The sequence below is a fragment of the Okeania sp. SIO2F5 genome (assembly GCF_010692685.1).
Classification (GTDB): domain Bacteria; phylum Cyanobacteriota; class Cyanobacteriia; order Cyanobacteriales; family Microcoleaceae; genus Okeania; species Okeania hirsuta.
In genome coordinates this window covers 165,271-190,194 of record NZ_JAAHGU010000006.1, presented here as the reverse complement: position 1 = coordinate 190,194, position 24,924 = coordinate 165,271, and the positions used below count along the sequence as shown (strand labels likewise).

General features: G+C 37.3%; 19 protein-coding genes and 1 pseudogene. 12 read left to right on the top strand and 8 right to left on the bottom strand.

Annotation, left to right across the window (positions count from 1 at the left end; genetic code table 11):
- Nucleotides 1-30 precede the first annotated feature (30 nt).
- A complete protein-coding gene (locus F6K27_RS03885; RefSeq protein ID WP_287274036.1) occupies nucleotides 31-1,143 on the bottom strand; it encodes an ABC transporter ATP-binding protein in 1,113 nt (370 codons plus the stop codon).
- A gap of 950 nt (nucleotides 1,144-2,093) precedes the next feature.
- Between F6K27_RS03885 and F6K27_RS03880 the strand changes: the two genes are divergently transcribed.
- The 4 genes from F6K27_RS03880 (at nucleotide 2,094) to F6K27_RS03865 (ending at nucleotide 7,145) form a co-directional block, all read left to right on the top strand.
- Nucleotides 2,094-3,752: an iron ABC transporter permease gene (locus F6K27_RS03880; RefSeq protein ID WP_287274035.1), complete on the top strand. Its 1,659-nt coding sequence runs from the start codon at nucleotides 2,094-2,096 to the stop codon at nucleotides 3,750-3,752.
- A 332-nt stretch (nucleotides 3,753-4,084) separates the two neighbouring features.
- The gene (locus F6K27_RS03875) at nucleotides 4,085-4,339 is read left to right on the top strand and encodes a hypothetical protein (RefSeq protein ID WP_287274033.1); all 255 of its coding nucleotides are present in this window, start codon (nucleotides 4,085-4,087) and stop codon (nucleotides 4,337-4,339) included.
- Nucleotides 4,340-4,461: 122 nt separating this feature from the next.
- Entirely contained in the window at nucleotides 4,462-6,036 is a 1,575-nt protein-coding gene (locus F6K27_RS03870; RefSeq protein ID WP_287284103.1) for an NAD(P)/FAD-dependent oxidoreductase, read from the top strand.
- Nucleotides 6,037-6,278: 242 nt separating this feature from the next.
- On the top strand, nucleotides 6,279-7,145 hold the full coding sequence (locus tag F6K27_RS03865; protein ID WP_287274029.1) for a bifunctional 2-polyprenyl-6-hydroxyphenol methylase/3-demethylubiquinol 3-O-methyltransferase UbiG: 867 nt from the start codon (nucleotides 6,279-6,281) through the stop codon (nucleotides 7,143-7,145).
- A 570-nt stretch (nucleotides 7,146-7,715) separates the two neighbouring features.
- On the opposite strand, the gene F6K27_RS03860 is transcribed toward F6K27_RS03865, so the two are convergent.
- The 4 genes and pseudogenes from F6K27_RS03860 to F6K27_RS03850 all read right to left on the bottom strand — a co-directional run bounded on the left by F6K27_RS03860 (nucleotide 7,716) and on the right by F6K27_RS03850 (nucleotide 10,317).
- Nucleotides 7,716-8,225: a TerB family tellurite resistance protein gene (locus tag F6K27_RS03860; protein WP_287274027.1), complete on the bottom strand. Its 510-nt coding sequence runs from the start codon at nucleotides 8,223-8,225 to the stop codon at nucleotides 7,716-7,718.
- 404 nt (nucleotides 8,226-8,629) lie between these two features.
- Nucleotides 8,630-8,695, bottom strand: a pseudogene (locus F6K27_RS33515) (helix-turn-helix domain-containing protein); the annotation flags it as partial.
- Between the two features lie 170 nt (nucleotides 8,696-8,865).
- Nucleotides 8,866-9,855 carry a metal ABC transporter solute-binding protein, Zn/Mn family gene (locus tag F6K27_RS03855; protein WP_287274084.1) on the bottom strand — a complete coding sequence of 330 codons (990 nt, stop codon included), beginning with the start codon at nucleotides 9,853-9,855 and terminating at the stop codon, nucleotides 8,866-8,868.
- Between the two features lie 303 nt (nucleotides 9,856-10,158).
- Nucleotides 10,159-10,317 (bottom strand): hypothetical protein, encoded by a 159-nt coding sequence (locus F6K27_RS03850; RefSeq protein WP_287300841.1) that lies wholly within the window; start codon nucleotides 10,315-10,317, stop codon nucleotides 10,159-10,161.
- 102 nt (nucleotides 10,318-10,419) lie between these two features.
- Between F6K27_RS03850 and F6K27_RS03845 the strand changes: the two genes are divergently transcribed.
- Both F6K27_RS03845 and F6K27_RS03840 read left to right on the top strand, forming a co-directional pair.
- On the top strand, nucleotides 10,420-11,169 hold the full coding sequence (locus F6K27_RS03845; RefSeq protein ID WP_287274025.1) for a metal ABC transporter ATP-binding protein: 750 nt from the start codon (nucleotides 10,420-10,422) through the stop codon (nucleotides 11,167-11,169).
- 606 nt (nucleotides 11,170-11,775) lie between these two features.
- Complete coding sequence (locus tag F6K27_RS03840; RefSeq protein ID WP_124147097.1) at nucleotides 11,776-11,982, top strand: hypothetical protein; 207 nt, start codon at nucleotides 11,776-11,778, stop codon at nucleotides 11,980-11,982.
- Between the two features lie 622 nt (nucleotides 11,983-12,604).
- Here F6K27_RS03840 and F6K27_RS03835 read toward each other — a convergent pair.
- The gene (locus tag F6K27_RS03835) at nucleotides 12,605-12,748 is read right to left on the bottom strand and encodes a hypothetical protein (protein ID WP_287274023.1); all 144 of its coding nucleotides are present in this window, start codon (nucleotides 12,746-12,748) and stop codon (nucleotides 12,605-12,607) included.
- A gap of 211 nt (nucleotides 12,749-12,959) precedes the next feature.
- Between F6K27_RS03835 and F6K27_RS03830 the strand changes: the two genes are divergently transcribed.
- The 3 genes from F6K27_RS03830 to F6K27_RS03820 all read left to right on the top strand — a co-directional run bounded on the left by F6K27_RS03830 (nucleotide 12,960) and on the right by F6K27_RS03820 (nucleotide 17,905).
- Complete coding sequence (locus F6K27_RS03830) at nucleotides 12,960-14,366, top strand: 1-acyl-sn-glycerol-3-phosphate acyltransferase (RefSeq protein WP_287274021.1); 1,407 nt, start codon at nucleotides 12,960-12,962, stop codon at nucleotides 14,364-14,366.
- A gap of 797 nt (nucleotides 14,367-15,163) precedes the next feature.
- Nucleotides 15,164-15,985 (top strand): sensor histidine kinase KdpD, encoded by an 822-nt coding sequence (locus tag F6K27_RS03825; protein ID WP_287274020.1) that lies wholly within the window; start codon nucleotides 15,164-15,166, stop codon nucleotides 15,983-15,985.
- Between the two features lie 537 nt (nucleotides 15,986-16,522).
- A complete protein-coding gene (locus F6K27_RS03820) occupies nucleotides 16,523-17,905 on the top strand; it encodes an IctB family putative bicarbonate transporter (protein WP_287274018.1) in 1,383 nt (460 codons plus the stop codon).
- A gap of 56 nt (nucleotides 17,906-17,961) precedes the next feature.
- Here the strand turns inward: F6K27_RS03820 and F6K27_RS03815 are convergent, their stop codons facing one another.
- Nucleotides 17,962-18,381, bottom strand: coding sequence for an element excision factor XisH family protein (locus F6K27_RS03815; RefSeq protein ID WP_287274017.1), 420 nt, complete (start codon nucleotides 18,379-18,381; stop codon nucleotides 17,962-17,964).
- A gap of 59 nt (nucleotides 18,382-18,440) precedes the next feature.
- Here F6K27_RS03815 and mutL point away from each other — a divergent pair, with 59 nt between their 5' ends.
- The 3 genes from mutL to F6K27_RS03800 all read left to right on the top strand — a co-directional run bounded on the left by mutL (nucleotide 18,441) and on the right by F6K27_RS03800 (nucleotide 23,413).
- Complete coding sequence (gene mutL, locus F6K27_RS03810; protein WP_287274015.1) at nucleotides 18,441-20,204, top strand: DNA mismatch repair endonuclease MutL; 1,764 nt, start codon at nucleotides 18,441-18,443, stop codon at nucleotides 20,202-20,204.
- Between the two features lie 1,628 nt (nucleotides 20,205-21,832).
- The gene (locus F6K27_RS03805; protein WP_287274013.1) at nucleotides 21,833-22,657 is read left to right on the top strand and encodes a SirB1 family protein; all 825 of its coding nucleotides are present in this window, start codon (nucleotides 21,833-21,835) and stop codon (nucleotides 22,655-22,657) included.
- Between the two features lie 108 nt (nucleotides 22,658-22,765).
- On the top strand, nucleotides 22,766-23,413 hold the full coding sequence (locus F6K27_RS03800) for an alpha/beta hydrolase (protein ID WP_287274011.1): 648 nt from the start codon (nucleotides 22,766-22,768) through the stop codon (nucleotides 23,411-23,413).
- A gap of 998 nt (nucleotides 23,414-24,411) precedes the next feature.
- On the opposite strand, the gene F6K27_RS03795 is transcribed toward F6K27_RS03800, so the two are convergent.
- Nucleotides 24,412-24,870 carry an SRPBCC family protein gene (locus tag F6K27_RS03795; protein ID WP_124146003.1) on the bottom strand — a complete coding sequence of 153 codons (459 nt, stop codon included), beginning with the start codon at nucleotides 24,868-24,870 and terminating at the stop codon, nucleotides 24,412-24,414.
- Between the last annotated feature and the right edge of the window lie 54 nt (nucleotides 24,871-24,924).

Here is a 24,924-nt window from a genome sequence, read left to right as displayed (position 1 = left end):
TTACCTCGCCTGCCGTACAAAATCACCCAGTTATTTAACTAACGCCAGATTTTTAGTAGATGTAGAAGGAAAGACCCTCAAACAATCCTCTGTAATAGATACCTTAACCTTAATTCCAATGGGCAATGCTACTTGTGGAGTTGTACGAGCAATTAATTCTTGTCCAGATTCAGTACGTAAAGAATAACGAAATTCACGACCTAAAAATTGGCGATCGCGAATCACTACAGACCCGCCATCATCAGGTTTTAAAATCAAATCTTCCTGACGAATCATTAACTCAACTCGATCAAATTCATCTAAGCTACCAATTTTTCCACAAAATAAATGATTATCTGTTAATTCAAAACCCCCAAGTTCCGTTTCCCACACCTGACCTTGACGACGTGCAGATAAAAAATTAGCCTGAGTTACAAATTCAGCCACAAACTGAGAAGCAGGTTCAGTATAAATATCTTCCGGAGTACCAAACTGTTCCACACATCCAGCTCGCATTACTGCCACCCGATCGGAAATAGCCATTGCCTCTTCTTGATCGTGGGTAACAAAAATTCCCGAAGCACCAGCATTTTTGAGGATATCTCGTAATTCTTGCCGTAATCTAATTCTGACTTGTACATCCAAATTACTCAAAGGTTCATCCAATAATACTAAAGCTGGATTTGGTGCCAAAGCACGCGCCAAAGCTACCCGTTGCTGTTGACCCCCAGAAAGTTCGTGGGGATAACGACTTTCCAAACCAGATAAACCAACTAACTCCAGAGCATCCGCAACCTGATGATTAATTTGCCTACTTGACTTTTTGCCAGAATTATGTAGACCGAATGCAATATTTTTAGCTACCGTCAGATGGGGAAATAAGGCATAATCTTGGAAAACCATACCAACATCTCGTTTTTCAGGTGCCACCCAATCATTTACACCAGCAACTACTCGCTCATTAATAGTAATAATACCTGACTGTGGTTGCTCAAATCCAGCAATCATTCTCAATAAAGTTGTTTTGCCACAACCTGAAGGCCCCAATAACCCTAGTATATCCCCTTGGTACAATGTTAAATTGACATTTTGCACCGCAGGGGTAGCAGTGCGAGAAAATTGTTTGCTGACACTCTCCAAACAGAGAATTACAGATTGGGTCATTTATTGTTTAACCTCCCTTAAATTCTTAAAATATGTCTAGAACATTATTTACTTTTCAATTATATTAACCTAATTTTTAGGAAATGTTCTCATTAAGTTTATTGAAATTTTTCTAAGAGGCTGTTTGCCAATCAAGTAGGGTGTGTGACGGTACGCTTACTATTTCTAGATGGCAGAGGGCAGAAGGCAGCTATGCTGAAGAGAAAATTCTATAGAACCCCTAACCGTATCTTCATATAAATATCAAGTTTTTTTGACTAGGAGACAGCTATACTGGAGACAGGAGACAGAAGGTAAGAGAGAAAAGGTTAAGAGGGAAGATTTGGGGAGAGATAATACAAAAAATTCAACACTCCTTCAACTGAATTTTCCTCAACATTAATGCGCGAAAAGACTTGACTACCATAATTATATAGATCTCAAATGGGTTCTATATATAGCAATCAGAAATCAGATGTGAGAATTGAGGTATTCCTTTAAAGCATAGAATATAGTAGTTATCTTATTCTTATGTATTCATTTCTTTCCTATTCCCTATTCCCTATTCCCTCCATACCTAAAACAACAGTCTTCAATATCTCACAACTAAAATCATATTGCTATATGATATAAGTCCTGATAGTATTACTTTTCTATTCAGAAATAGTATTACGTAATAGACATCTCCAGAAAAGAGGGAATAGGGAATAGGTATGGAGGGGGAAAATAATTGATAATTTCTGTATGATAATTGATTTTATTTTTTATTTTTGGAGATGTCTAATAACTAAAAGTCTTATATGATTTCCTACGGAATGCTTGCGCCAACGGTTTTTTATTTCCCCTATTGCCTCTCTTGGTGCGCATTCCCTTGCGTCTGATGCCGACGCGGGGTCGCACCGCTGTTGCCTATTGCCTGTTGCCTGCGCGCAGCGCTATAGTCTCTAATGTATAAAATGTATAAAATCAAAATGTTTGATAATGTGAAAAAAATTAACTATTTCAACTGGAATGCTTGGACAGTATTTGTCATAGCGATCGCTTTATTAATCTCAGCTCCTGTAGTATTTATTCTCAGCAGTATTTTCTCGGATACAGGAGAAATTTGGAGTCATTTAGCTTCTACAGTTTTACCCCGTTATCTGTTAAACTCCTTGATCTTAATGCTAGGAGTAGGTTGTGGAGTTGTCGTCATCGGAGTAGGGGTAGCATGGTTAGTCACAATGTGTCGCTTTCCTGGTAGTCGCATCTTTGAATGGGCAATGCTACTACCATTGGCAACTCCCGCCTATATTCTCGCCTACACCTACACAGAATTACTAGAATTTTATGGGCCTGTACAAATGTGGTTGCGAGAGGTATTTGGTTGGGCAAGTGTAAGTGATTATTGGTTCCCGGAGATCCGTTCCATGGGAGGAGCGATCGCTTTGTTAACCCTTACCCTATATCCTTATGTTTACTTACTAACACGAGTCGCTTTTTTAGAACAATCAACCTGTACTTTAGAAGCCAGTCGCTCCCTGGGATGCAACCCTTGGCGCAGCTTTTATAAAATAGCTTTACCCCTAGCTAGACCAGCAATAATGGCAGGTTTAGCTCTAGCACTGATGGAGACTCTTAATGATTTCGGTACAGTGCAATATTTTGGCGTTGAAACATTTACCACTGGCATCTATCGGACTTGGTTTGGCATGGGAGAGAGAGTTGCCGCAGCACAGTTGGCAGCAGTATTGATGTTATTTATTTTATGGTTAATTTTGCTGGAGTTATGGTCGCGTCGGCAGGCAAAATATTATCAAACTAGCAGTCAGTATCAAAAATTGCAGCAGTTTCATTTAGGTGGAATGCGTGGGATAGTCAGTTTATTTGCTTGTTTGCTGCCAGTATTGTTAGGTTTTTTGTTGCCAGCAGGATTATTATTAGAAATGACTATTGCTGAAAGTGGGGAAAGTTTTCGGGGACAGTTTTGGAATTATGCTTCCCATAGTTTGATTTTGGCAGGAGTTACTGCTGTTTTGGCTGTAGCGATCGCCTTAATTATGGCTTATGGCGTGCGGTTGAATCGAAATTTGGGAATGCGTTTATCGACCCGCATTGCTGCTATGGGTTATGCTGTACCGGGTTCAGTTATTGCTGTCGGAATTTTGATTCCTATAGGTGCGGTTGACAATATTATTGATAGCTTTATGCGTTCAATATTTGGCATATCAACTGGTTTATTATTCAGTGGAACTATTACAGCATTAGTGTTTGCTTATTTGGTGAGGTTTATGGCGGTAGCATTTGGTGCTGTGGAGTCAAGCTTGCTTAAAATCAAACCAAGTTTAGATGATGCTTCCCGAAGTTTAGGCTATGGAGCTACGAAGACTCTGGTTAAAGTTCATGCACCGATGATGTGGGGAGGGTTATTAACTGGAGCAATGCTAACTTTTGTGGATGTGATGAAAGAGTTACCTGCAACAATGGTAATTCGTCCGTTTAATTTTGATACCTTAGCAGTCAGGGTTTATAATTTGGCTTCTGATGAGAGGTTAACGGAGGCAGCAGGTCCGGCTTTAGCAATTGTATTAGTAGGAATAATACCAGTAATTCTACTCAGCTTGAGGATTGCCAAGTCACGCCAATATTAAGATTATTAACAATTTTTTTATTATTTAGGAGTGGTAATAATGGCGAACTACTAGATATTATAACTCAAACTAGCTTATTGCAAAATCTAGATCCTGAACGGGCAGACCGAGCTTTGTCTCAGGCGAAACAAACCGGACGTAATCGAGTTGTTCTGTATTAATTAGAGGAGTAAATCTATTGAAATTTTATAGTTTTATATTGTCTGTTTTTTTATTAAGAAAAATTAAAAAAATCTGAATTAAGCATAAAGAAATTAGTAATAAATTAGAGATACAAGGTCTTAATAGAAATAAGGAGGTTGTAAGCATCAAGTATAATTAAATTAGGACTTATGAAAATAGGTAAAATTATTTTAATAGCTACCTCATTATGTGTGACAGCTAACCAGGGATTATACGCAGATTTGTTTGACACAATCAAACAATTAAAAATAGAAAATCCTAGTTGTTTGGAGTGTGATGTGAAAATAGCTGAATGGCAAAATCATGAAAGAAGTAAAAAAAAGATTGAACGTATAAGTAAATCTAAAAAAAGGATAGGGAAGGTGTCATCAAAGGCTCCATTAAACTCAAAGCTAATTCTGTAAATGAGTATAAAGATTTGTTAAAAGCGACTGGGTTCAAACTAACTAAAATACTTCCGACTGAATCGGAACTGAGTGTAATTGAAGCACTCAAAGACTGAAAAAATAACATGAGGTTAAAAATCTTGTTGGATTGTATTGTTATTGGAGCAGGTCCCGGTGGCCTAGTAACCACCAAAGAATTAGTCGAACAAGGTTTGTGTGAGGTCATTTGTTTGGAGCAAACAGGGAATATCGGAGGGGTTTTTGCCAATACCTACGACAGTTTAGTGCTAACTTCTTCTTGTACTTTTAGTATGTTTTCCGACTTCTGGATCGGTGATGGAAACCAATACGAATTCTGGACGAAAAATGAAGCGGTTGACTATTGGAAAAGATATGCCAAACATTTTGGCGTTTTGGATAAAATTCGTTTCAACGCCAAAGTTCTCGAAGTGAGTGAACGCGACAATGAAGAATGGCAAATTAAACTGGCATCTGGAGAAACTTTGCTGTCAAAACGAGTGGCTGTTGCAATTGGTAACAACAGTATTCCGAATTATCCCCAATGGAAAGACTTATTAACTGAGGTGGAGTTTTCTCATTCCCAAGATTATCGTAACGCGAATAACTTTGTCGGCAAAAACGTCTTAGTAGTTGGTGGTGGAGAGTCAGCTTCAGATATAGCCTTAGAAATATCCCGCGTTGCCAACAATTGCTGGGTCAGCCTTCGCAATTCAACTGGGTTTGTAGTCCCTCGCAAGAGAGGCGAACGTGCTAACGACATCGCCAGCAATAGAGGCATATACGGATTGCCAAGAGAATATGGAAATACTTTGAGCAAAATTATCTCTCAGCGTTGGTTGACCTACAAAGATCCACTGGATAAAACAGCAGTTAAGTTGAACAAGAAGGTCAAGTCTCGAAACGGAGCCTGGGGAACTTATGGAACTAAAACTTATGCTTTACCCAAGGCGATCGTCTATCATAAATGTAATGTCGTCGGCAAAATAATTGGGGTAGAAGATGGGGGCAGAACTCTACTGGCAGCCAGTGGAGAAGTTCTGCATTCGGTAGATGCGGTGGTGTTTTGTACCGGCTACCAAAACTATGTGTCTTTCCTTCCCGATGCACTTAAGGAAACTGACCCCCGGAGTCTTTACAAACATATGCTTCATTCCCAGTATCGGGATAAAATCGTTTGGATTGGTTGGGCGCGTCCGGGGTTCGGAAGTCAGTTTCCGATTATGGAAATGCAAGCACGATTTTTTGCCTCGATCTGCACTGGGGAGCAGCAGTTGCCAACTTCTGAACAAATGGAGGAGGTAGCATCTATGGAGCGACAGAAGTATTTACAACAGTTTGAGCATAATGCCACTCGTATTCGCAGTTTGGTTGATTATCATATTTACATGGATGAACTAGCTGACTTAATTGGCTGCAAACCTCCTTTGTGGAAATACTTTTTCTTAAATCCTTGCCTCTGGGTGCGTCTCGTATATGGTGCGACTCAGGCAACTCAGTTTCGTTTGCGAGGACCAGGACAGAAAGAAACTTTTGCTAAAGAAGCGATCGCGAAATTACCAGTCACTCAATTCAATTATTTTTTTCTAGCTGGTTTAAGAGGTCGCACCATCTATGGCTTCAAGGCTATCGTTAAGGGTTTGACCGCATTCTGGAAAAAATCTGATTTGGAGAACCGCAAGCAAATTAACCTGTAATATCATGTCCGGTTGAACAGTTATAAATAACGACACGACTGAGGATTCAGGAGTCAGGAGGAAAGAAACAAGAAAGAACAAGGAAGAGGAAGAAGAGGAGAAAAAGGAGAAAGTTTTTTGATAACGCTCTTATCCGGACATGATATAATATCAATTAACGACAAGCATTCCCTAATTAGTGCTACTTGGTCTAACCGATCTCGAACTTGGATTAATTTATTGTTTCTTATAGGAGCTTTTTCATGTCTGTTTTTGCTACAAACCATTCCCAAGTCGGGATAAATTCTACAGAAGTAGATATTGCGGCTTTGATGCGTAAAGGTCATCCTCAAATTGCTCAAGGTGATGCCTACATCATAAAACTTATTAGGCAGCACTGCCAACGTCTAGGAAGATCGTTCCGCATACTGGATGTTGGCTGTGGTACTGGATATTTTGCTTCCAAGTTGCTAAAATCGCTCCCTGATCTTGAATTAATCGTGGCGGAAGAAGAACCTGATGTTGTTGTCAAATTAAAACATCGTCTAGCTGACACTAAAGCTACAGTATTCGACCGTCCTTTTGAAGAGTGGAATGAATATGTAGATATAATTATCTCTTGGGGTTCTCACCACCATTTGCCTCCAAATTACTTAACTCATGCAAAGCAAGTGCTAAAAAAAGATGGCGTTTTAATCTTAGGTGATGAGTTCTGTCCCGATTACTCCAATGAAGCTGATGCACTACGCATTGCTAACGCCAAACTTATTTATATTGCTAATGGCTATATTTTGACAAGTGCTGCTGAAGTCGAAGATTATAAGCGATCGGGGGAGATTCCTCATGTGGCACTGGAATTTGAACGACATCGGCAGCAGGCACTCTGGATTTGGTATAGGTATGTTGTTGACTGCGCTATGGAAAGGAATTGTATTGAAGTAGCGATCGACGAACTCCGAGCAACTTATAATGACTTAATGACTGGTTTTGGCAACGAACACAAAATGTCTCCACTGATTGTCGAACAGGAGTTCAAACTCTGCGGCTGGCAACAACTCTCCAAGAAGTCTTTGGGTCCTGCGGATAAACCAGAATTCCAAAGTTTTTTTGTCTATGAGTTAGGAATTTAGATGAGAATCCTCTGCTAGCTGACGGTGGCTTTGTGAATTTCGCTGGCAACAGACTAAAAACGCCCCCCTTCATAAGAATGCAGGGCTGTTTCATCCGATGTGAAAAACAGAGAGGGAGATGGGGACCCACCCCTAACCCCTCCCAGGAGGGGAATGGGGAGGTGGGGAGAATTTTCGAGCCAATAGTCGGGATCTAAGCCAAATTTATCCATCCATACTCGAAGGTAAATTAACGAATTGTTAGTCATTCGAGTTGATTGGAGTTATTGAACTAGACTACAAAAGTCAAATTTTCATCACTAAAGAAGCTGAAAAACTAGCAAATTTCGGTTGATTTCCTGATCTCCCCATCCCCCTATCTCCCTAGATCCCGCTCATCGTTGACTTACGATACTTTGAAACAGCCCTGCTTCATAAGAATGGGAGGGGCAAAGTTACTATAGATTCTCGGGCGTTGCTGAGTGGTAATGATTTTTAGATTAAGTATCAACGAAAAACATAAGTTTTCCGATTTTACCTTCAGCTACTGACCATTACATTTCAGCAATGCTGATTCTCGTTATGGTAAGTCTAGTGAGCTGCAGGACTACCATCGGGGAACAATAACTGAATGCGTTTTTCTTTCAAAAGTTCTTCTTCTGCACACAGTTTTTCGATTTCTTCTACCACGTCTTCAGAAATTCCCAGAGCAGCAGCAGCATGACGGACGACCTTTTTTTCTTGATCGTGATAAACGCCATCCGCAGCAGAAGCTTTAATGGCAAAGTAGATTACAGACTTTCTCGATTTATTGGTTGTTTCAGTTTGAGAAATCACCTCTGCGATATCTTCATCTGCTTTATAGTCTTCTAATTCTTGAAGTAGATCCTCTGGGTATCCAACAGTAGCTGCCCGACCAAGAGCCCACTGTCTTTCTTCAGGGGCAAGTTTTCCATCACCATTTGCTGCTATGAGTTGAGCTTTTAGAAAAGTCGAATGTACTTCTGTTGGAGGAATATCTTCAGGTTCCCAACCCCAGGTATCCTGATAGTACCAATTAGCTGCTCTTTTACGAGCTGCATCCATTTCTTTAGCATTCATAATTCTCTTTTTCCTTTCAATTTAAGATGATCGAGCTGAACTACAGTTCAAAATTATTACAGAGGATGCTGCAGTTCGAGCTTGAAACCATATTTTTTTTATCCAAATTCTGAAAATAGATAATAAATTCTTATGACTAAACTCATAATAAAGATGAATTTAGATACTTCATAATACCAATAGTGTAATCCTAAATTCCGCACGACAAAATGTATTACGGAAAGAGGAGTCATATCAAATCCGGATAATTACTATACCCAAGTCATTGCGACTGGAACGGAGTGGAAGGTTTGCGCAGCATTCCGTAAGGAAAGCAATCTCAGGGGTCTCACGAGATTGCTTCCTATCGTCGCAATGACGAGTGTTCAATCGGATTCTATATGATATAGAATCCGGGTAATTAGTTATCGTATTACTGAACCCGCGTGTTTAGCCAGCAGCGTTTTTTGCTGGTTTGTGGGGTATAATTCAGCGCGTGAATCCTAGTATAGCACTACGCATTAAGGTTAGGACATTTCTAAATCCTGAAAGCCTTTGACAGTTTACTATTCCCTATTCCCTATTCACGCTTCGCGTAGCGCTATAGCATAAAACAGATAATCCCAGATTTTTATAGATAAAACCAGATTTTAGCCAACAGTTACAAGCCCTCTGTAGTCGATTTTGTTTGCAACTCAAAAGCTGTATATTCCCCACCCAAAGCTTCCACTATTGCCTGAGTATTAGAGATCAACATTTTAACGTAACTATCTCCCTCACTACCTGGAGCGCCAATAGAATCAGAATATAACTCTCTTGGCGCTAACTTTACTCCTGCTTCCTGAGCTACAGTTGTGATCAACTGAGGATTAATTGTTGTCTCAGCAAAAATTGCAGGTACTCCAGTTTTCTTAATTTCCTCTGCCAAATTTTTCACTGTCTTTGCACTGGGTTGCTCTTCGGTACTCATCCCAATTAAAGTTCCAGTCATCTCTAAACCATAAGCTCTGACATAATATTCAAAAGCATCATGGGTTGTCACTAATCGGCGCTTACTTTCTGGAATAGTTGCTATTTGTTCGCTAATCCAAGTATCAACTGCCAGTAACTCCTCAGTGAGTCTCGCTGCATTCTCCGTAAACAACTCTTTATCTTCCGGCGACAAATTAATCAAAGCATCCCGAATTCCATTTACCATCAAAATCCCATTTTTTGCATCACCCCAAACATGGGGGTCTGGCACTAACTCGCCCTGATCTGGATTTTGCAATGGTGTCACCTTTTCCCCCACGGCCAATTTTTGGGCTTTTATACCAGCAGCATTCATCAGTTTAATTAAACCAGGTTCCAAATTGTAGCCATTGTAAACAATTAAGTCCGCTTCCTCAAAAGCCACACTATCAGCAGGCACAGGTTCATAAATATGGGGGTCAGCTCCGGGTTCCATAATTCCCTGATGCTCAATTTCATCCTCACCTATTTTTTCTGTCATATCGGCAATTATGGTGCTAGTAGAAACTACTTTAGGTTTTTTTTCATTACCGTCTGAAAATGGGGCGGCACAGCTACTTATCCATAATCCCAATAAAATTCCTAATGCTGGCCACAACTTTTGTGGGAAACCTTGAGTAGAAATACTGCTTAATTTCATTTTAATTTTAATTGACAATTTTTCATATTCCTTTCATAATGTATATCATATTGTTTTCATATTTTTGATATGGCAGAAGGAAGAAGGAAAAAGGAAAAGTATTACTTTGTCTGAGTTTTAAACTTTTGAACTGTCCGCGCCCTTTGTTTCGACTCCTATATTCCAGAACATATTTTTGATGCACACCTTTATTTAGGGCTTGCTGATTAAATATAAAAGCATTGACATATAAAGACAAGTGCCTTTTTGGGAACGAAAAAAGTGCGCCTGTTTCAGTATAAAACGCTCAAAAAGGAGCATATTTTAGGCGCATAGTTGGGCAGAAAAATCATTCTTACAATTCTTACTCCTACTTCCTCGCTCCCGATCCATTTCTCCTGTCTTCCCCTCCTGGGAGGGGGAGGGGCGAGGGGTCGGTTGTCTCCTGTCTGCTGTCTCCTGTCTCCTACCCCTACTATTCATACTTTTTCAGCAAACCCTATTTAAGATTCTTTTTTATCGAATCTTCCTTCTTGAGTTATAGAAAGGGGAATAGCTAGGGAATATTTATAGGAATCTAAATTAATGAATCAGACTAAAATTACAGTAAGTCATTTAAGAGTCCATTATCGTACCGTTGAAGCGTTGCGAGACATTACCCTACAGGTACAAGCAGGAAAATTAACTGGTATTATTGGACCAAATGGCGCAGGTAAAAGTACCCTCTTGAAGGGAATGTTAGGGTTAATTCCCTTAAGTGAGGGTTCTATTATCTATAATGACAAACCTCTTTCAGAGCAGTTAAAAATAGTTGCTTATGTACCTCAGAGGTCGCAAATTGATTGGACTTATCCGGCCACTGTCTGGGATGTCGTAATGATGGGGCGGGTAGCAAAAACAGGTTGGTTTCGTCGCTTTTCTACAGTGAGTCGGCAGATAGGGATGGAGGCGTTGGCCAGAGTAGGCATGGATGGTTATCGCGATCGCCCTATTGGTCAACTTTCTGGCGGTCAGCAGCAACGAATATTTTTGGCGCGGTCATTAGCTCAGGAAGCTGATATTTTTTGTTTTGATGAACCGTTTGTTGGGGTTGACCAGAAAACCGAAAATATTATTTTTGGGATTTTTCACGAATTAGCAAATTCTGGAAAAATTGTCATAGTCGTTAATCATGATTTAGGGGAATCTATTGCTAATTTTGATGATTTGATTTTGTTAAATAAAGAGTTAATTGCTGTTGGCGATCGGCAGGTTGTATTGCAGGAAGAAAATTTATATCGTGCTTATGGAGGTAAAGTTGGTTTCTTTTCAGAACCTTTAGCGAAAATTGCTTAAAGCAGTTTTGGAGTTATAAGGTACAAAGTTTTGTGAGTTTAAGGAATAGGGAATTGGGAAAAGGGAATAGAGATTAGTATTAAACAGTATCTTGCGCTTCCTCAAAAATGCTGTAATTATTCCCGATTTTTTTAGTAGGATTTAGGTTTTATACTGAGGGCTATCGATGTTTTTTACAAATGGTAGAAGTAAGGAAGAGGGGAAGAAGGAAGAGGGAAGAAAGATTGAATAAAAAAAGGTAATTTCAGTTAGCCTCCTGTGGTCGGAACTGCGGAATTCAGTTATCAGTAAAAATCATATATATATAACCATCTAAAATTAATTGGATCGGTTTTTTTTAAGTATCTTTAAACGATATGCACCTTTTTGTAGCATTCTTTTTTTTACAGGGCTTTTAACCGGACAATATTTAGTACTTTTAGCATATACATTATACTTTATATCGCTAAAGTCGATCCTATTTTGAAATTACCTAAAAACAGAAATATTCGGCATAACTTACGACTTTTTGGCAGTGAAATAATTTGTTTTATAGCTTTATTAGAAAATCAATAGACTAGTTTACTACCAGGAATAATTAGTGTAATTGTTATTTTTCCAGGATTAGTGTTACCAACTAGAGCTTTTCTTTATATAGGAACAGTCACATTTTTCATCAACGCTTTTAATCAACTAATTATCCTGAACTCTCTTTACTCTTTTTTCAAGTGGAGCATCGGTTTAATAGTAGGAATTGTCTTTATTTGGATAGCTGCAAGTTTTGAAACTCGACGAGAACAAATTAATAATTTATTGCAAAATTGGATAGAATAATTAGAAGAGTGGCAGTGAAAAAAAATCAAAAATATATATCTGCTAGAAATTAAAATATTTATTTCTAGCCTTTAACTATTAAGACTATAGCAGTAGGAAATCTTTGGGTGCATCTCAATTTTGAATAAAGCTAAAAATTTATCGCTTTTAGGGAACAGGCAACAGGCAACAGGGAATAGGGAATATATAGGAAAAAAGTATTTTTGCAAATGTGAGATGCACCCAAATATTTTTTCAAAAATACGATCATACAGTAATCCCAAATGATTTAAATCCGGTAGCATTGCTATTAACGCTCGTACAAGAAGAAAAACAGTTATCAAGATTTGGTAATGGTGAATATGGACAATATTTTCATACCATATTAAACGGATTTGATATGATTTGTAAAAAATATAAGGATATATAAAAACTCTGAAACTTTTACCCCTATTCCCTGTTCCCTAAATTTAAAGAGATTGTTACCCGCAACTTAAATAGGATTGCTATATACATATATCAAAGTAGAAATATTTTCTAGTATATAAAATTATGTTAAAGTTTTTGCCATGTAATATGATGTTGTTCATATACACAAACAGGACAGACAGTAATGATTAGTTAGAAAAAAATATCAGATTTATCATTTTCTTTGTGGGTTTAATACCCCACCGTCTACAGGGTGTTCACGCATTACTTGGGGGAGCGAATCCCCATGTAATTTTCCTCCTGTCTCCAGTATAGCTGTCTCCTTCTTCAAGTTATAATCTCGCTCCAACTTTTGCATAAGTTTAAAGATTATATTAATCAAACAAAGATGTCTAAAACAGAAGTAGTGGTAAGTGTATTGGCGGAATTTTTGGAGTATAAAGAAAGCCAACCCCAATTCATACAATACTATTATTAGAAAAAAGGGTAGAAGCATTAGAAAGTAGGGAATAGACAAATAGCTCGCAGGAAAATCTAATATTTAACCCATAAGTAACTGATAAATTTTAATGTCCCACTCAACCATCCACGTTCAACCACCCCTAAAATATATTCCACCCAACTTCAAGCCACTGGTACGACTAGGTACAAAGCTAATGTTACCTTGGTGGCTTAAGTACCAAGTGTCTGTCGCCGACGTACAAGCAGATAACCTAGAAACCCTAGCCCAACTATATCAAAACTTCCATCAGGGGAAAAACCGCTTTCTGATGGCATTTCGTCATCCTAATGCCAACGACCCTTACTGTCTAGGGTATATGATCTGGTATCTATTGCCCAAATTTGCTAAACAACAAGGAATTACCCTTCCATCTCTTCTCCACTATCATTTTCTCTTTGACCGAGGTATTCCTTTATGGGCTGGTGATTTTGTAGGTAAATGGTATTCATATTTGGGAGGAAGTTCAATTCACCGAGGAAAAATAGACCGTCAGGGACTAAAATCAGCTCGTGAATTATTTGCCAATGGCAGTTTACCAATGATGGCTGCTCCAGAAGGAGCTACTAATGGCCATAATGAAAGAGTTAGTCCCTTAGAGCCTGGTATTGCCCAGATGGGATTTTGGTGTGTTGAGGATATACATCAAGCAACTCGTTCTGAGGAAGTTTTCATTGTACCAATAGGTATTCAATATAAATACTTGGGTGAACCATGGGAAAATATAGAGCAACTTTTAACTAAGCTGGAAAAAGATAGTGGTTTATTTTCAGGTTCAGAAAATCTTTCTCATCAGCAAAAGTTAGCACCTTCTGCACTGTACCAACGACTTTTGAGATTAGCAGGTCATTTATTAGCAAAAATGGAAGAATTTTATAGAAAGTTCTACCACCGAGAGCTACCCAAGTTGACTGAAGAAAGTTCTTCCCAACAATCTTTAACAGATAACCAAATTAATGAAGCGATCGCCACTCGCCTCAATGCTCTTCTCAATGTTGCTTTGGAAGTGGCAGAAGAATATTTTCATATTAAGGCCAGCGGTAATTTTATAGATCGTTGTCGTCGTTTAGAACAAGCGGGTTGGAATTGTATATACAGAGAAGATATTGAAAATTTAGCAACTCTTTCTCCTTTAGACAAAGCTCTTGCAGATCGACTTGCGCATGAGGCTAGTCTAAGAATGTGGCACATGAGATTAGTCGAAAGTTTTGTTGCGGTTAGTGGCAAATATATTACGGAAAAACCGACAGTAGAAAGGTTTTCTGATACAACTCTACTAATATGGGATATGATTAATCGCATTAAGGGCGGTAATCCTCTCAAGCGTCCTATACTAGGAAAACAAATAGTATACATGACAGTGGGACAACCAATTTCTGTTTCCCAGCGTTGGGAGAGTTACAAAACTAAACGTCGTACAGCTATATCAGAGCTGACTCAAGATTTGCAAGAGGCACTGGAAGAAACGATTAAATGATAGTATCTGTGCCAAAAATTAATTTAACATTTGTAGGGAAAAGGGAATAGGGAATAGAAAATAAAATATACAATTAATTCGGTTAATTCGGTTTAAAAAGCGTTTCGGTCTGAAATGCTCCGCAAACAGCCGCTAGGCGTTTAGCAGTCAGCTTTTGAGAAGTGGATACGCGACCCCTCCTATAACGCTACGCGCAAGTCAAAAGTCATAAGTCAGTAGTGGCGTTAACGATCGTTATGCGCAAGCTTTCGGCCGTTTGTCCGTACAAAAATAATCTCTGACTAACTTTGAGCATTTATAAATGTCCGCGCCCTATTTGCCTAGTGTTATAAAATTAAACGATAAGCTAGAAGTCGAGAATTTCAACCCAAGCTTTTAGCCCGCTGAAGGCTGTTTGCGGAGCATTCCGGTACAGAAATGCTGAAATGTTGATAGCTAGTTAACTACTTAAACAGAAATCGAAAGTTAAAAATTATAGCAATAGACAAGTAGGGCGCAGATATAGACTGATGATGTCCCAATCAGGATAAATTTTTTTTCACTGTTATCTGCTATAAAATTATAAATATATAGATTAAAAGCTTTGACTGAAAATAAATTTAGAAAATTATTTCAAATACCAAGTTTTGAATTATTTGTGAAATAATTTGAGTGAATTAGTATAGCAGTTGAAGGGGAGGTGAGGACATATCAAAAGCTTAAAACTCAGACAACACAATATTTTTTCTTCTGCCTTCTTCCTTCTGCTATACCACTAATAAAACTTGACAAAACTATCCCCCGCCTAATTTTTTGTAATGACTAAAGAATCTATTATTAAATCCTCTAATTTAATTAAAAATAAGCTACTAAGTCTTTTGATCCAAGAAATGTTAACTCCCTTAACTTCTGTGATGGGGATGGCAAGTGTTCTCCACCAAGAAATCTATGGTTCTCTAACTGATAAGCAGAGAAAATATGTAGAAGTGATTCATGAAAGAAGTCAATATTTACGATTGCTAGTTGAAGAAATTATTGGTTTAACAAAACTAGATGAGTCTGGCCAAACTTCAGAAAAAACTCCCGTTGATGTGAAAAATATCTGTCAGCAGATCGTAAGAGACCTAGAGCCAGAAATAGTTCATCAGCAGATAAAAGTTCAGTTATTAGCTGGGTCTAGTGATCAGGTTTGTTTTTTTGATAAAATAGCTTTAGAACAAACATTGTACAACTTAATTTATAGTGTAATTAAATCTACAGGTTCAGGGAGTGGAGTAAAAATTCATTTGTCTGAAAAGCAAGAAGAATTTAATATTGCAGTGTGGGTTTCTCATCCTATTCTTGGAGATAATCTTCCTCATGCTCAACTATATTCTCACAAGTTATCAGAGATTGAAAACCAGGATAATCAGTCTAGCTTAATGCTAAATAGATTACAGCTAACATTTGATGAACTAACAACAATAGTTTTTGACAAAACTTCAATACAAGGAGAAAATATTGCAGCTGAACCTACCCGCGAGCTATTGGCATTACTATTAAGTTGTCAGTTAGCTGAACAAAATGGTGGCTCTTTCTGGGTTCAAGGTTCTACGGAATTAGGCTATCGATATATTTTAACTCTGCCACTTTCTAAGTAGGGAATAGGAAATAGTTTTCTTCTTATTTAAAATTATGGCATTGGTGATTTGAGTTATGAAAAGTTATGAAATAAGTGATTTAGGTAAATTAAGAGTCATTCTTTGAATGGCAAAATTAGATATTGCCCTTACTGAATTGACCGAAAAGCACTTTTCTTTATCCTGAATCCTAAGTAATTAAAGTTAATATAATACACTAATTCAGCAACGCCAAAATTCTGTATTGTATTATTCTCAAATATAGCAATCCTAAATAAGTTGTGACAAATCAAAAAGTAGATAAAAAAACTGAAACTTCTACCTGTTCCCTGTTCCCTCTCTTGGTGCGCGTTCCCTCTCTTGGTCAGCATTCCGCAAGCGAGCTGGCGTCGTCGCGGGGTCTGACCGCTTGCGTCTGACGCCGACGCGGGGTCGCACCGCTGTTCCCTGTTCCCTAAAAGCGGTAAGATTTTTATACACAAATAAAATAGGACTGCTATATAACTTTCTTTACTTGCTTATACTATTTGTAAGATTATTTATCCAATTGATAATAATATGAACTCAGTTTGGCAGAAATTAACATTAACTAATCTTTCTTTTTCTAACTCTCCATGGCTAAATGCTAGCTACCTCTATGGTTTAATTAATGGTTCCCTCCATAACTGGCGACGAGGTAGTTGGTTAATGCAATGGGGAGAAGCTCTGGGTTTTATCTTGCTGGCAATTGTATTTAGTCTGGCTCCTTTTGTAAATACTGCTCTGATAGGTTTATTATTACTTGCTGGTGCCGGGTTTTGGGTATTGCTTGCTGTCTCAGATAACACTCAGGAATATTTAACTCCCATTCATCTACTGATATTCGTTTATTGGGGTATTGCTACATTAGCAATGGCAACTTCGCCAGCAAGAATGGCTGCTTTTAGTGGATGGGTCAAGTTAACTCTTTATCTATTGTTATTTGTTTTAGGAGCAATGGTATTGCGATCGCCTAAACTCCGCTCTTGGTTAATTAGTATCTATTTATTGGTTTCTTTGGTAGTCAGTTTCTACGGTATTCGTCAATGGATAGACAAGGTTGAACCCCTTGCTACCTGGAACGACCCTACTTCTGCTCAAGCTGGTATTACTCGCGTGTATAGTTATTTGGGAAATCCTAATTTATTAGGTGGATATTTACTACCTGCCATTGCTTTGAGCTTTGTCGCAATTTTTGCCTGGCGTACTTGGCCACAGAAATTTCTGGCAGTAACAATGTTGCTAGTGAATTGTGCTTGTTTACGTTATACAGGTAGTAGAGGCAGTTGGATTGGGTTTATCGCTTTGATGTTTGCTCTGTTAATTTTAATGTGGTATTGGTGGAGCATCTATATGCCCAGTTTTTGGCAAACTTGGTCGCTGCCAATAGCTGTGGGAAGTTTGGCAGGTTTATTAATTCTGGCGGTGGTGTTATTAGAGCCTTTGCGTTATCGGGTTTTTAGTGTTTTTGCAGGTCGTCAAGATAGTAGTAATAATTTTCGGATGAATGTCTGGATGTCTGTATTTGATATGATTCGCGATCGCCCGGTTTTGGGTATTGGGCCCGGAAATGATGTCTTTAACAAAATTTATCCTCTTTATCAGCGACCTCGTTATAGTGCTTTGAGTGCTTATTCGGTACCTTTAGAAATTATTGTGGAAACTGGTTTTATTGGTTTTACTGCTTTTTTATGGTTGCTGTTGGTGACTTTCAATCAAGGTGTATTAAATTTAAGACGTTTGCGAGATGCAGGCGATCGTCAAGGGTATTGGTTAATTGGGGCAATGGTGGCGATGGTAGGGTTAATGGCTCATGGTTTGGTGGATACGGTTTGGTATCGTCCTCAAATTAATACGCTTTGGTGGTTGATGGTAGCTATTATTGCTAGTTATTACGGTGAGAAAGGAGGGAGTAGGCAGTAGGGACGTTGCATGCAACGTCTGTAAAACTTTGATAATTGCTTGCTTAAGTTCAATATTTAGGGTATCCATTTAACAATTTCCTCTTTAGTGGGATTAAAGCTAACAAGACGTAATATTCGATCTTCTATTAATATTATTCCAGCTTCTTCTTCAAACACTGATTGACGTATTTCTTCAGAAACAGCTAAGTATAATTTTCGCTCAGGTTCGTAACGATTTAAAATATGTTCATACAATACAAATTGACCAATAGCTTGTTCTAAATCCTTCATTTCTGAAGCACTCCCAAAGCTTTTGACTTCAATAGCAATTTTTTCTAGTCCTTTTTCTGCCGCAATTAGACGTTCTGCACCTAGATCAACAAATAAATTTTTCCTCCTTGTAAGTTTAAGAAGATATGAATCCTCAGTGATTCTCCATCCGTCTTTTTGAATAGCAGATTTGACAGTATTATGATAATAATCGCGGGCTGGCATTATGACTATTTTCCTTACTGGACTAATCCGTACATCCGTGGCCAAATCTGTGTCTGCAAATGCAATCTAAAATTCAAACCTTACCCAAAGAAGTTGTTAATTTAATTGCCGCTGGAGAAGTGATTGATTCTTTAGCAGCAGTAGTACGGGAATTAGTAGAAAATTCTCTGGATGCTGGTGCAACTCGCATCATAATTTCTATCATTTCTGAACAGTGGCGAGTGCAAATTTCTGACAATGGTATGGGTATGAATTTAGCTAATTTAAAACAAGCAGCTAATCCTCATAGTACGAGCAAAATTACTCATCTTCAAGACCTCACAAAAATTACCAGTTTGGGATTTCGTGGAGAGGCACTTCATAGTTTAGCTAATCTCTCAACTTTGGAAATATTAAGTCGTCCTAAGTCGCCTCTTTTAGAGAATGAAAATGAAGGTTGGCGAGTTGTTTATAACGAGCAAGGAAAGGCTGTTGAAGTTGAAAGAGTTGCTGTTGCTCCTGGTACTATTGTTAAGGTTTCTAATCTTTTTGGAAAATGGCCTGTACGTCGTCAAGGAATGCCTTCTTTGGCACAACAAATGCGAGGTATACAATTAGTTATTCAGCAAATAGCGCTTTGTTATCCTGATGTTACTTGGCAAGTTTGGCAGGGTAGTAAATTATGGATACAAATTAGTCCTGGTGCTACGGCAAAACAAATTTTACCTCAAATTTTATCGACGGTAAGATTGAGCGATTTACAGTATATTCAACAAGAAATTGATGAGCAAGAAGCAGAAGAATTAAATATTGAAACATCAAATTTTTCCCAATATCAAGATTCTCAAATTTTAGATAGACAATCATTAGAATTAGTCTTAGGTTTGCCAGATAGATGTCATCGCAGACGACCTGATTGGGTGAAAGTTGCTATTAATGGGAGGGTAGTAAAAGTACCAGAATTAGAACAAAAAATTATTAGTTCTTTGGCGCGGACTTGCCCTCGCGATCGCTATCCTATATGTTTTATTCATTTCCAAATTTTTCCTCATCAAATAAATTGGAATCGTCATCCTGCAAAAACAGAAGTTTATCTTCATAACCTCAGTTTTTGGCAACAACAAATCGAGCTAACAATTGCTAAGGCATTACAATTTAATATGGAAGTAATGCCAGAATTTCCTTTATCAGAAAGAGTGGAAAAAATATTAAAAGTATCTGAAAATACAGGGAATTATCAAACTCGTCGGTCGATACAAGTTTCTCCAGATAATACAGCAGAAAAAAATCAAGAATTTGGATTGATAGAACTCAAAGCGATCGCTCAATTACACAATACTTATATAGTAGCTGAACATCCGAATGGCATTTGGTTAATTGAGCAACATATTGCCCATGAAAGAGTTTTATATGAAAAATTATGTGATGCTTGGGAAATAATTTATTTAGAGCCACCAATTATTTTGCATAATTTATCTTCTGGTCAAATAGAACAACTTCAACGTTTAAATATAGAAGTAGAAATTTTTGGAGATTTCCTTTGGGCAGCTCGTACTGCTCCAGCAATTTTAGCTAAAAGAAATGACTGTGCTGAAGCTTTAATTGAACTGAGTAAAGGTGGTGATTTAGAATCTGCTAAAGTAGCTACTTCTTGTCGAAGTGCTATTAGAAATGGAACTCCTTTAAGTCTGTCAGAAATGCAAAGTTTATTAAATCAATGGCGACTTACTCGCAACCCTCGTACTTGTCCTCATGGCAGACCGATTTATTTATCTTTAGAAGAATCAGCTTTAGCTCGTTTCTTTCGGCGACATTGGGTAATTGGAAAAAGTCATGGTATTTGAAGGAAGAAGGTGGTAGGTGGTAGGTGTTAGATAAGTAATATTATGTTCTGTTGAATAGTTATAAATAACAAGACAGAACTCAGGTAGGATATCTATCAGATTGGTGAGTTGCAGTATTTACCTCCAAAAGGTATAAATTATAAATTGCCAAGGATTTCATATATTTTGAGAACATTGATATTATTCCACTCCCTAGAATAACTTTTAGGCGCTTTGTCAGCTATTAGGTGGTAGCTTTTAGGTTTTAGGTAAGTAATACTATGTTCTATTGAATAGTTTAAATAACAAGGCAGAACTCAGGTAGTATATCTGTCATATTGGCGAGTTATATCAAGTCTCATTAATTAGCCATAATAAAAATGTTTTCTATGATAAATTTTTCCCTGTTCCCTGTTACCTGTTCCCTGTTCCCTAAAATTTTTATTGTGGGCATTTAAAGATACATGATATTACAGTATTTACATCCAAAAGGGTTTTATACATTTTGAGAAAATTGATCTTATTCCACTCCATAGACTGACTTTTAGCCACTTTATTACCTATTAGGTTTTAGGTAAGTAATACCATTTCTCAAAAACTTTTCTACACTTTGTTGAGCAGGGGAGTATGGTAGTGGGGTAGTGTGGGGAGAATCAAACATAAGAATAATTAACATTAACTTAGCTGAAATTAGCAAAAAAGTGATTTTACTTGTGCTGATTAGTTGACAACTGAAGTATTGCCCAAGTATAGCAATACTTTTGGGAATTGGTATAATACCAAGCGTGAAAAAAGAATGTTACGAATAATCAGGGCAATTAAAATACTTTATAGGAGATGTCTCTTGGACGAAAAAGATAAGTTCAGATCTAAAAACTGCTATTAAAGCTATTCATTCTGACTCAGTCAGACTGACTTCTCCTCCACCGGAGGGGTTAGGGGTGGGTTAACTCCTAAGAAATATCCTAGCTATTTGTAGCAAAAATTTATCAATTTGGTATAAGTAGGTAGGTCTAATTAAACGTAAAAAAATTGTAGGGGGAGGTTTAACCGAAAGCTTTGACTTCAGCGCGATCTAGTTCTAAAAACCCGCCCTCTAATATTGCTTTTATTTATGCTCATCTACTTAATATCATCTTCTGTTGAATAGTTATAAATAACAAGGCAGAACTCAGGTAAGATATCTGTCAGATTGGTGAGTTACAGTATTTACCTCAAAAAGGTATAAATTATAAATTGCTAAGGATTTCATACATTTTTAGAACATTGATATTATTCCACTCCCTAGAGGGACTTTTAGGCGCTTTGTCACCTATAAAGTTTGTCCCATTAGGCAAACTTTCTCATTTACCAAATAATTAAATTTTAAAGCCTTTCCTTTAAAGAGGAAAAAATAAAAAATTTTCCTTTTAGTTAATCATTTTCTTTTCAGAAGGTATCTATAAAATAAATCTTCAGGGATGTTAAAAAATTGGTTCTAGTGGGTTACGGCGAATCATAGCGACAACTATGAAGTTTAACTATTAATCTGCGCCTAACCCACCCTACACCAGAATTTAATATTTTATTTACAGATACCCTCTCAAGGAGAGGTAATTGTTAATTGTTAAAAACTGCAAAACTACCACCTAATACTTAATATTTTAAAGATGAATTATTCCCAATATCGACAGTTATTTTATTCAGTAATTAATCAACCTGATGAAAAAATAGATTTAGCTAAAGCTGCTCTTTATTTAGCTTTAGAATATGAACCAGAATTTGACCCTGATGAATATCTGAATGCTCTGGATACCATGGCAGATGAAGTTCGAGAAAAACTACCAGAAACGCTTTACCCTCTACAAATTATTAAAAGTATTAATAACTATCTCTATGATGATTTAGGCTTTGCTGGAAATACAATTGATTATTACGATCCACAGAATAGTTTTCTGAATCAAGTAATAGAAAGACACACTGGTATTCCAATTACTTTATCCCTCGTTTATCTAGAAATTGCCAAGAGAATTAATTTTCCGATGGTTGGTATTGGAATGCCAGGACATTTTTTAATTCGACCTGATTTTGAAGAAGCTGGCATATATGTAGATGCTTTTGATCGAGGTGAAATTCTTTTTCCTCAAGATTGTCAAGAAAGATTGGCCAGGATTTATGGTCGAGCGGTAGAGCTACAACCTCAGTTTTTGGCAAAGGTAAGTAAAAAACAATTTTTAGCACGAATGTTGACAAATCTTAAAGGAATTTATTTGAACCGAAATGAGGGGTTAAAAGCTATTGCAGCTATCGACCGGATTTTATTATTATTTCCTGATGCAATTGTAGAAAAGCGAGACCGAGGCGTATTATATTATCAGTTAAATTTTTGGGCAGAAGCTCGTCAAGATTTAGAGAGTTATCTAGTAAATCTTCCTCAAGCAGAGGATGCAGATATAATTAGACAATTACTGGCTAGTATGAGTCAAGATTTATAACTGAATATGACAGATTTGGGGAACCCCATCTCTCATCTTTCAGACCTTATATACAAGAGTGAAAATACATTGAACAAATGTAATTATTAATTTTTGAGGAATAGTAGAATGAAAAATATTTTTAATTCAGGGCAGTGGAACAATAAATCCAAAAAAATTGCTGATTTTAGGCAAGGAATATCAAAGTTTTTCTACCTTTTTTTTGCAGGATTTTTGGCAATTATTAGTAGTGTTTTAATCTTTACTTCTCAACCAGCAGATGCTATAGATGAAATTAAAATTACCTATGACGGTTTGAATATACCTATAGCTATTGCCGATCTAGTAACTTTTGCTGAGACAGGAGAACAGTCTGAGCAACTAAAGTCACTGTTTTTAACTGCAAATGCTACTCAGGAAAATATCGATACAGTTCGGGAAATTTTAAATTATAAATTAGAAGTTGAAGCTGATTTTGTAAATACATTATTAGAATCGCGTTATGGCAAACTTGGTGTAGAACAATTTAGTCGTTATTTTTCTCCAGATAGTAATTTATCTCAAGTAACTAACGATATTATTGATACAGTTAGTCGAATGATTAGTGATGGAGAAATATCATTTTTAGAAATGGTGCAAGAGTTTAAATGGACAGATAAAATTTTGATTGATGCTAAAGGTATTGAAACATTTTTTGTAGAGACTATTGATTTTGCAAAAAGAGGACTAGATTTTCTCAAGGCCCAGCCACAGGTACAAAAATTATTCTGTGAGTAGTCTACAGGTCAGGAAGGTAAAAGAAGCAAGAAAGAAGAAGGTTAATTCTCAATTATTTCAGCTAAAATTAATATTTTTTACTGAATAATTAAGGTTGAAAACCTCTTCTTTTAAGAAGGTAGAAGGCAGAAATAAAAATTTTCGTTGTCTGAGTTTTAAGTTTTTGATATTTCAAATACAGTCATGGTGACTACTATAATTATTAATTGTTGAAAACTAATTTGTTGTCATAAATTTTGATAAATTTAACCCGAGTGCTGCGCAGAAAGTAAGAAGATAAAATTGAAAATAAGGAGTTTACCTCACGGGGTGAGAACCACTTCAAAACTATTTTTTGTAAGCATTTCAAGGGTATCCACTCTGTCAAAAATTGAGGTTTTTTATAGGAGTGGGATCATCATTATTAGTGAGGGTGTGGGTTCGCGATATAGCTGCCGCTAGGCTCCGCCAACGCTAACCAACACCACAAATTACATTGATTCATTGTTCAATCAAATGTATCTTAGAACATTTATGTAAGTCAATTGAAAATTGTTTAATCATCAGATGAAAGGTAAGACGTTGAGTGTAAATAGTTAGGGTTTGCTGAATAAAGTCTTATGGGTGAGGGTAGGAGACAGGAGACAACCCACCCCTAACCCCTCCGGTGGAGGGGAGAAATGGATCGGGAGCGAGGAGGTAGGAGCTAAGTTTTGTCCCAAGATTATTCTGCCCAACTATGCGCCTAAAATACGCTCCTTTTTGAGCGTGAAGAGCTGAAAACCAGGTACTTTTTTCGACCCAAAAAAGGCTAAAACCTTTATCTGTAAATACTTTTAGATTTAATCAGCAAGCCCTAGTTAAGTATTATCTAAGATTGACAGAGCTTTTAATCCCCTGTTATCATCAGACTTTTTTTGAGGATTCAGGTTAATTATCTGTTAACAATTTAGGTTTCCCGCTCCGTTTATACGCCCCGTCTCACCGTTAAATCTCGCGATTATAACTGGAGTCCTCTTTCAACATTTATAATAGTATTGTTCTTCTGCTACTCTCTTCAAACGTCGCAGTTGAGCTTCCATATCTGCTTTTGTCCATGAGGCAGCAAACTTATTAAAACCGAATTGAATTACAGGATTCGGTATCTCAAATTCAAAACGATTTAATAAACAAGTACCTTCAGCTTCTGGTTGACATTCCCAGCGATCTCGACCTCGAAAAAAGCCCTTAAACTCCCAGACAATTAAACCAGGTTCTCGTTCTACCACAACACTATCTAAAGATGGATATAAAAAGGGAATATTTATGATAAATCTACTACGACTTCCCACAAATGTATCCCATTTGCCCACAGGTTCACAACGTAACATTGGATTTAACCACTTGTGCATAAGAATGTTATTAGTAATACAATCCTCTACAATAGTGGCACTGGCACGAATTAAAATAAATTGCTGAAAAACTTGACTAAATGACATAGTTACCTTCAAGCTATAAGGCATATATTGGTAATCTCATCAGGTTGCTAATTT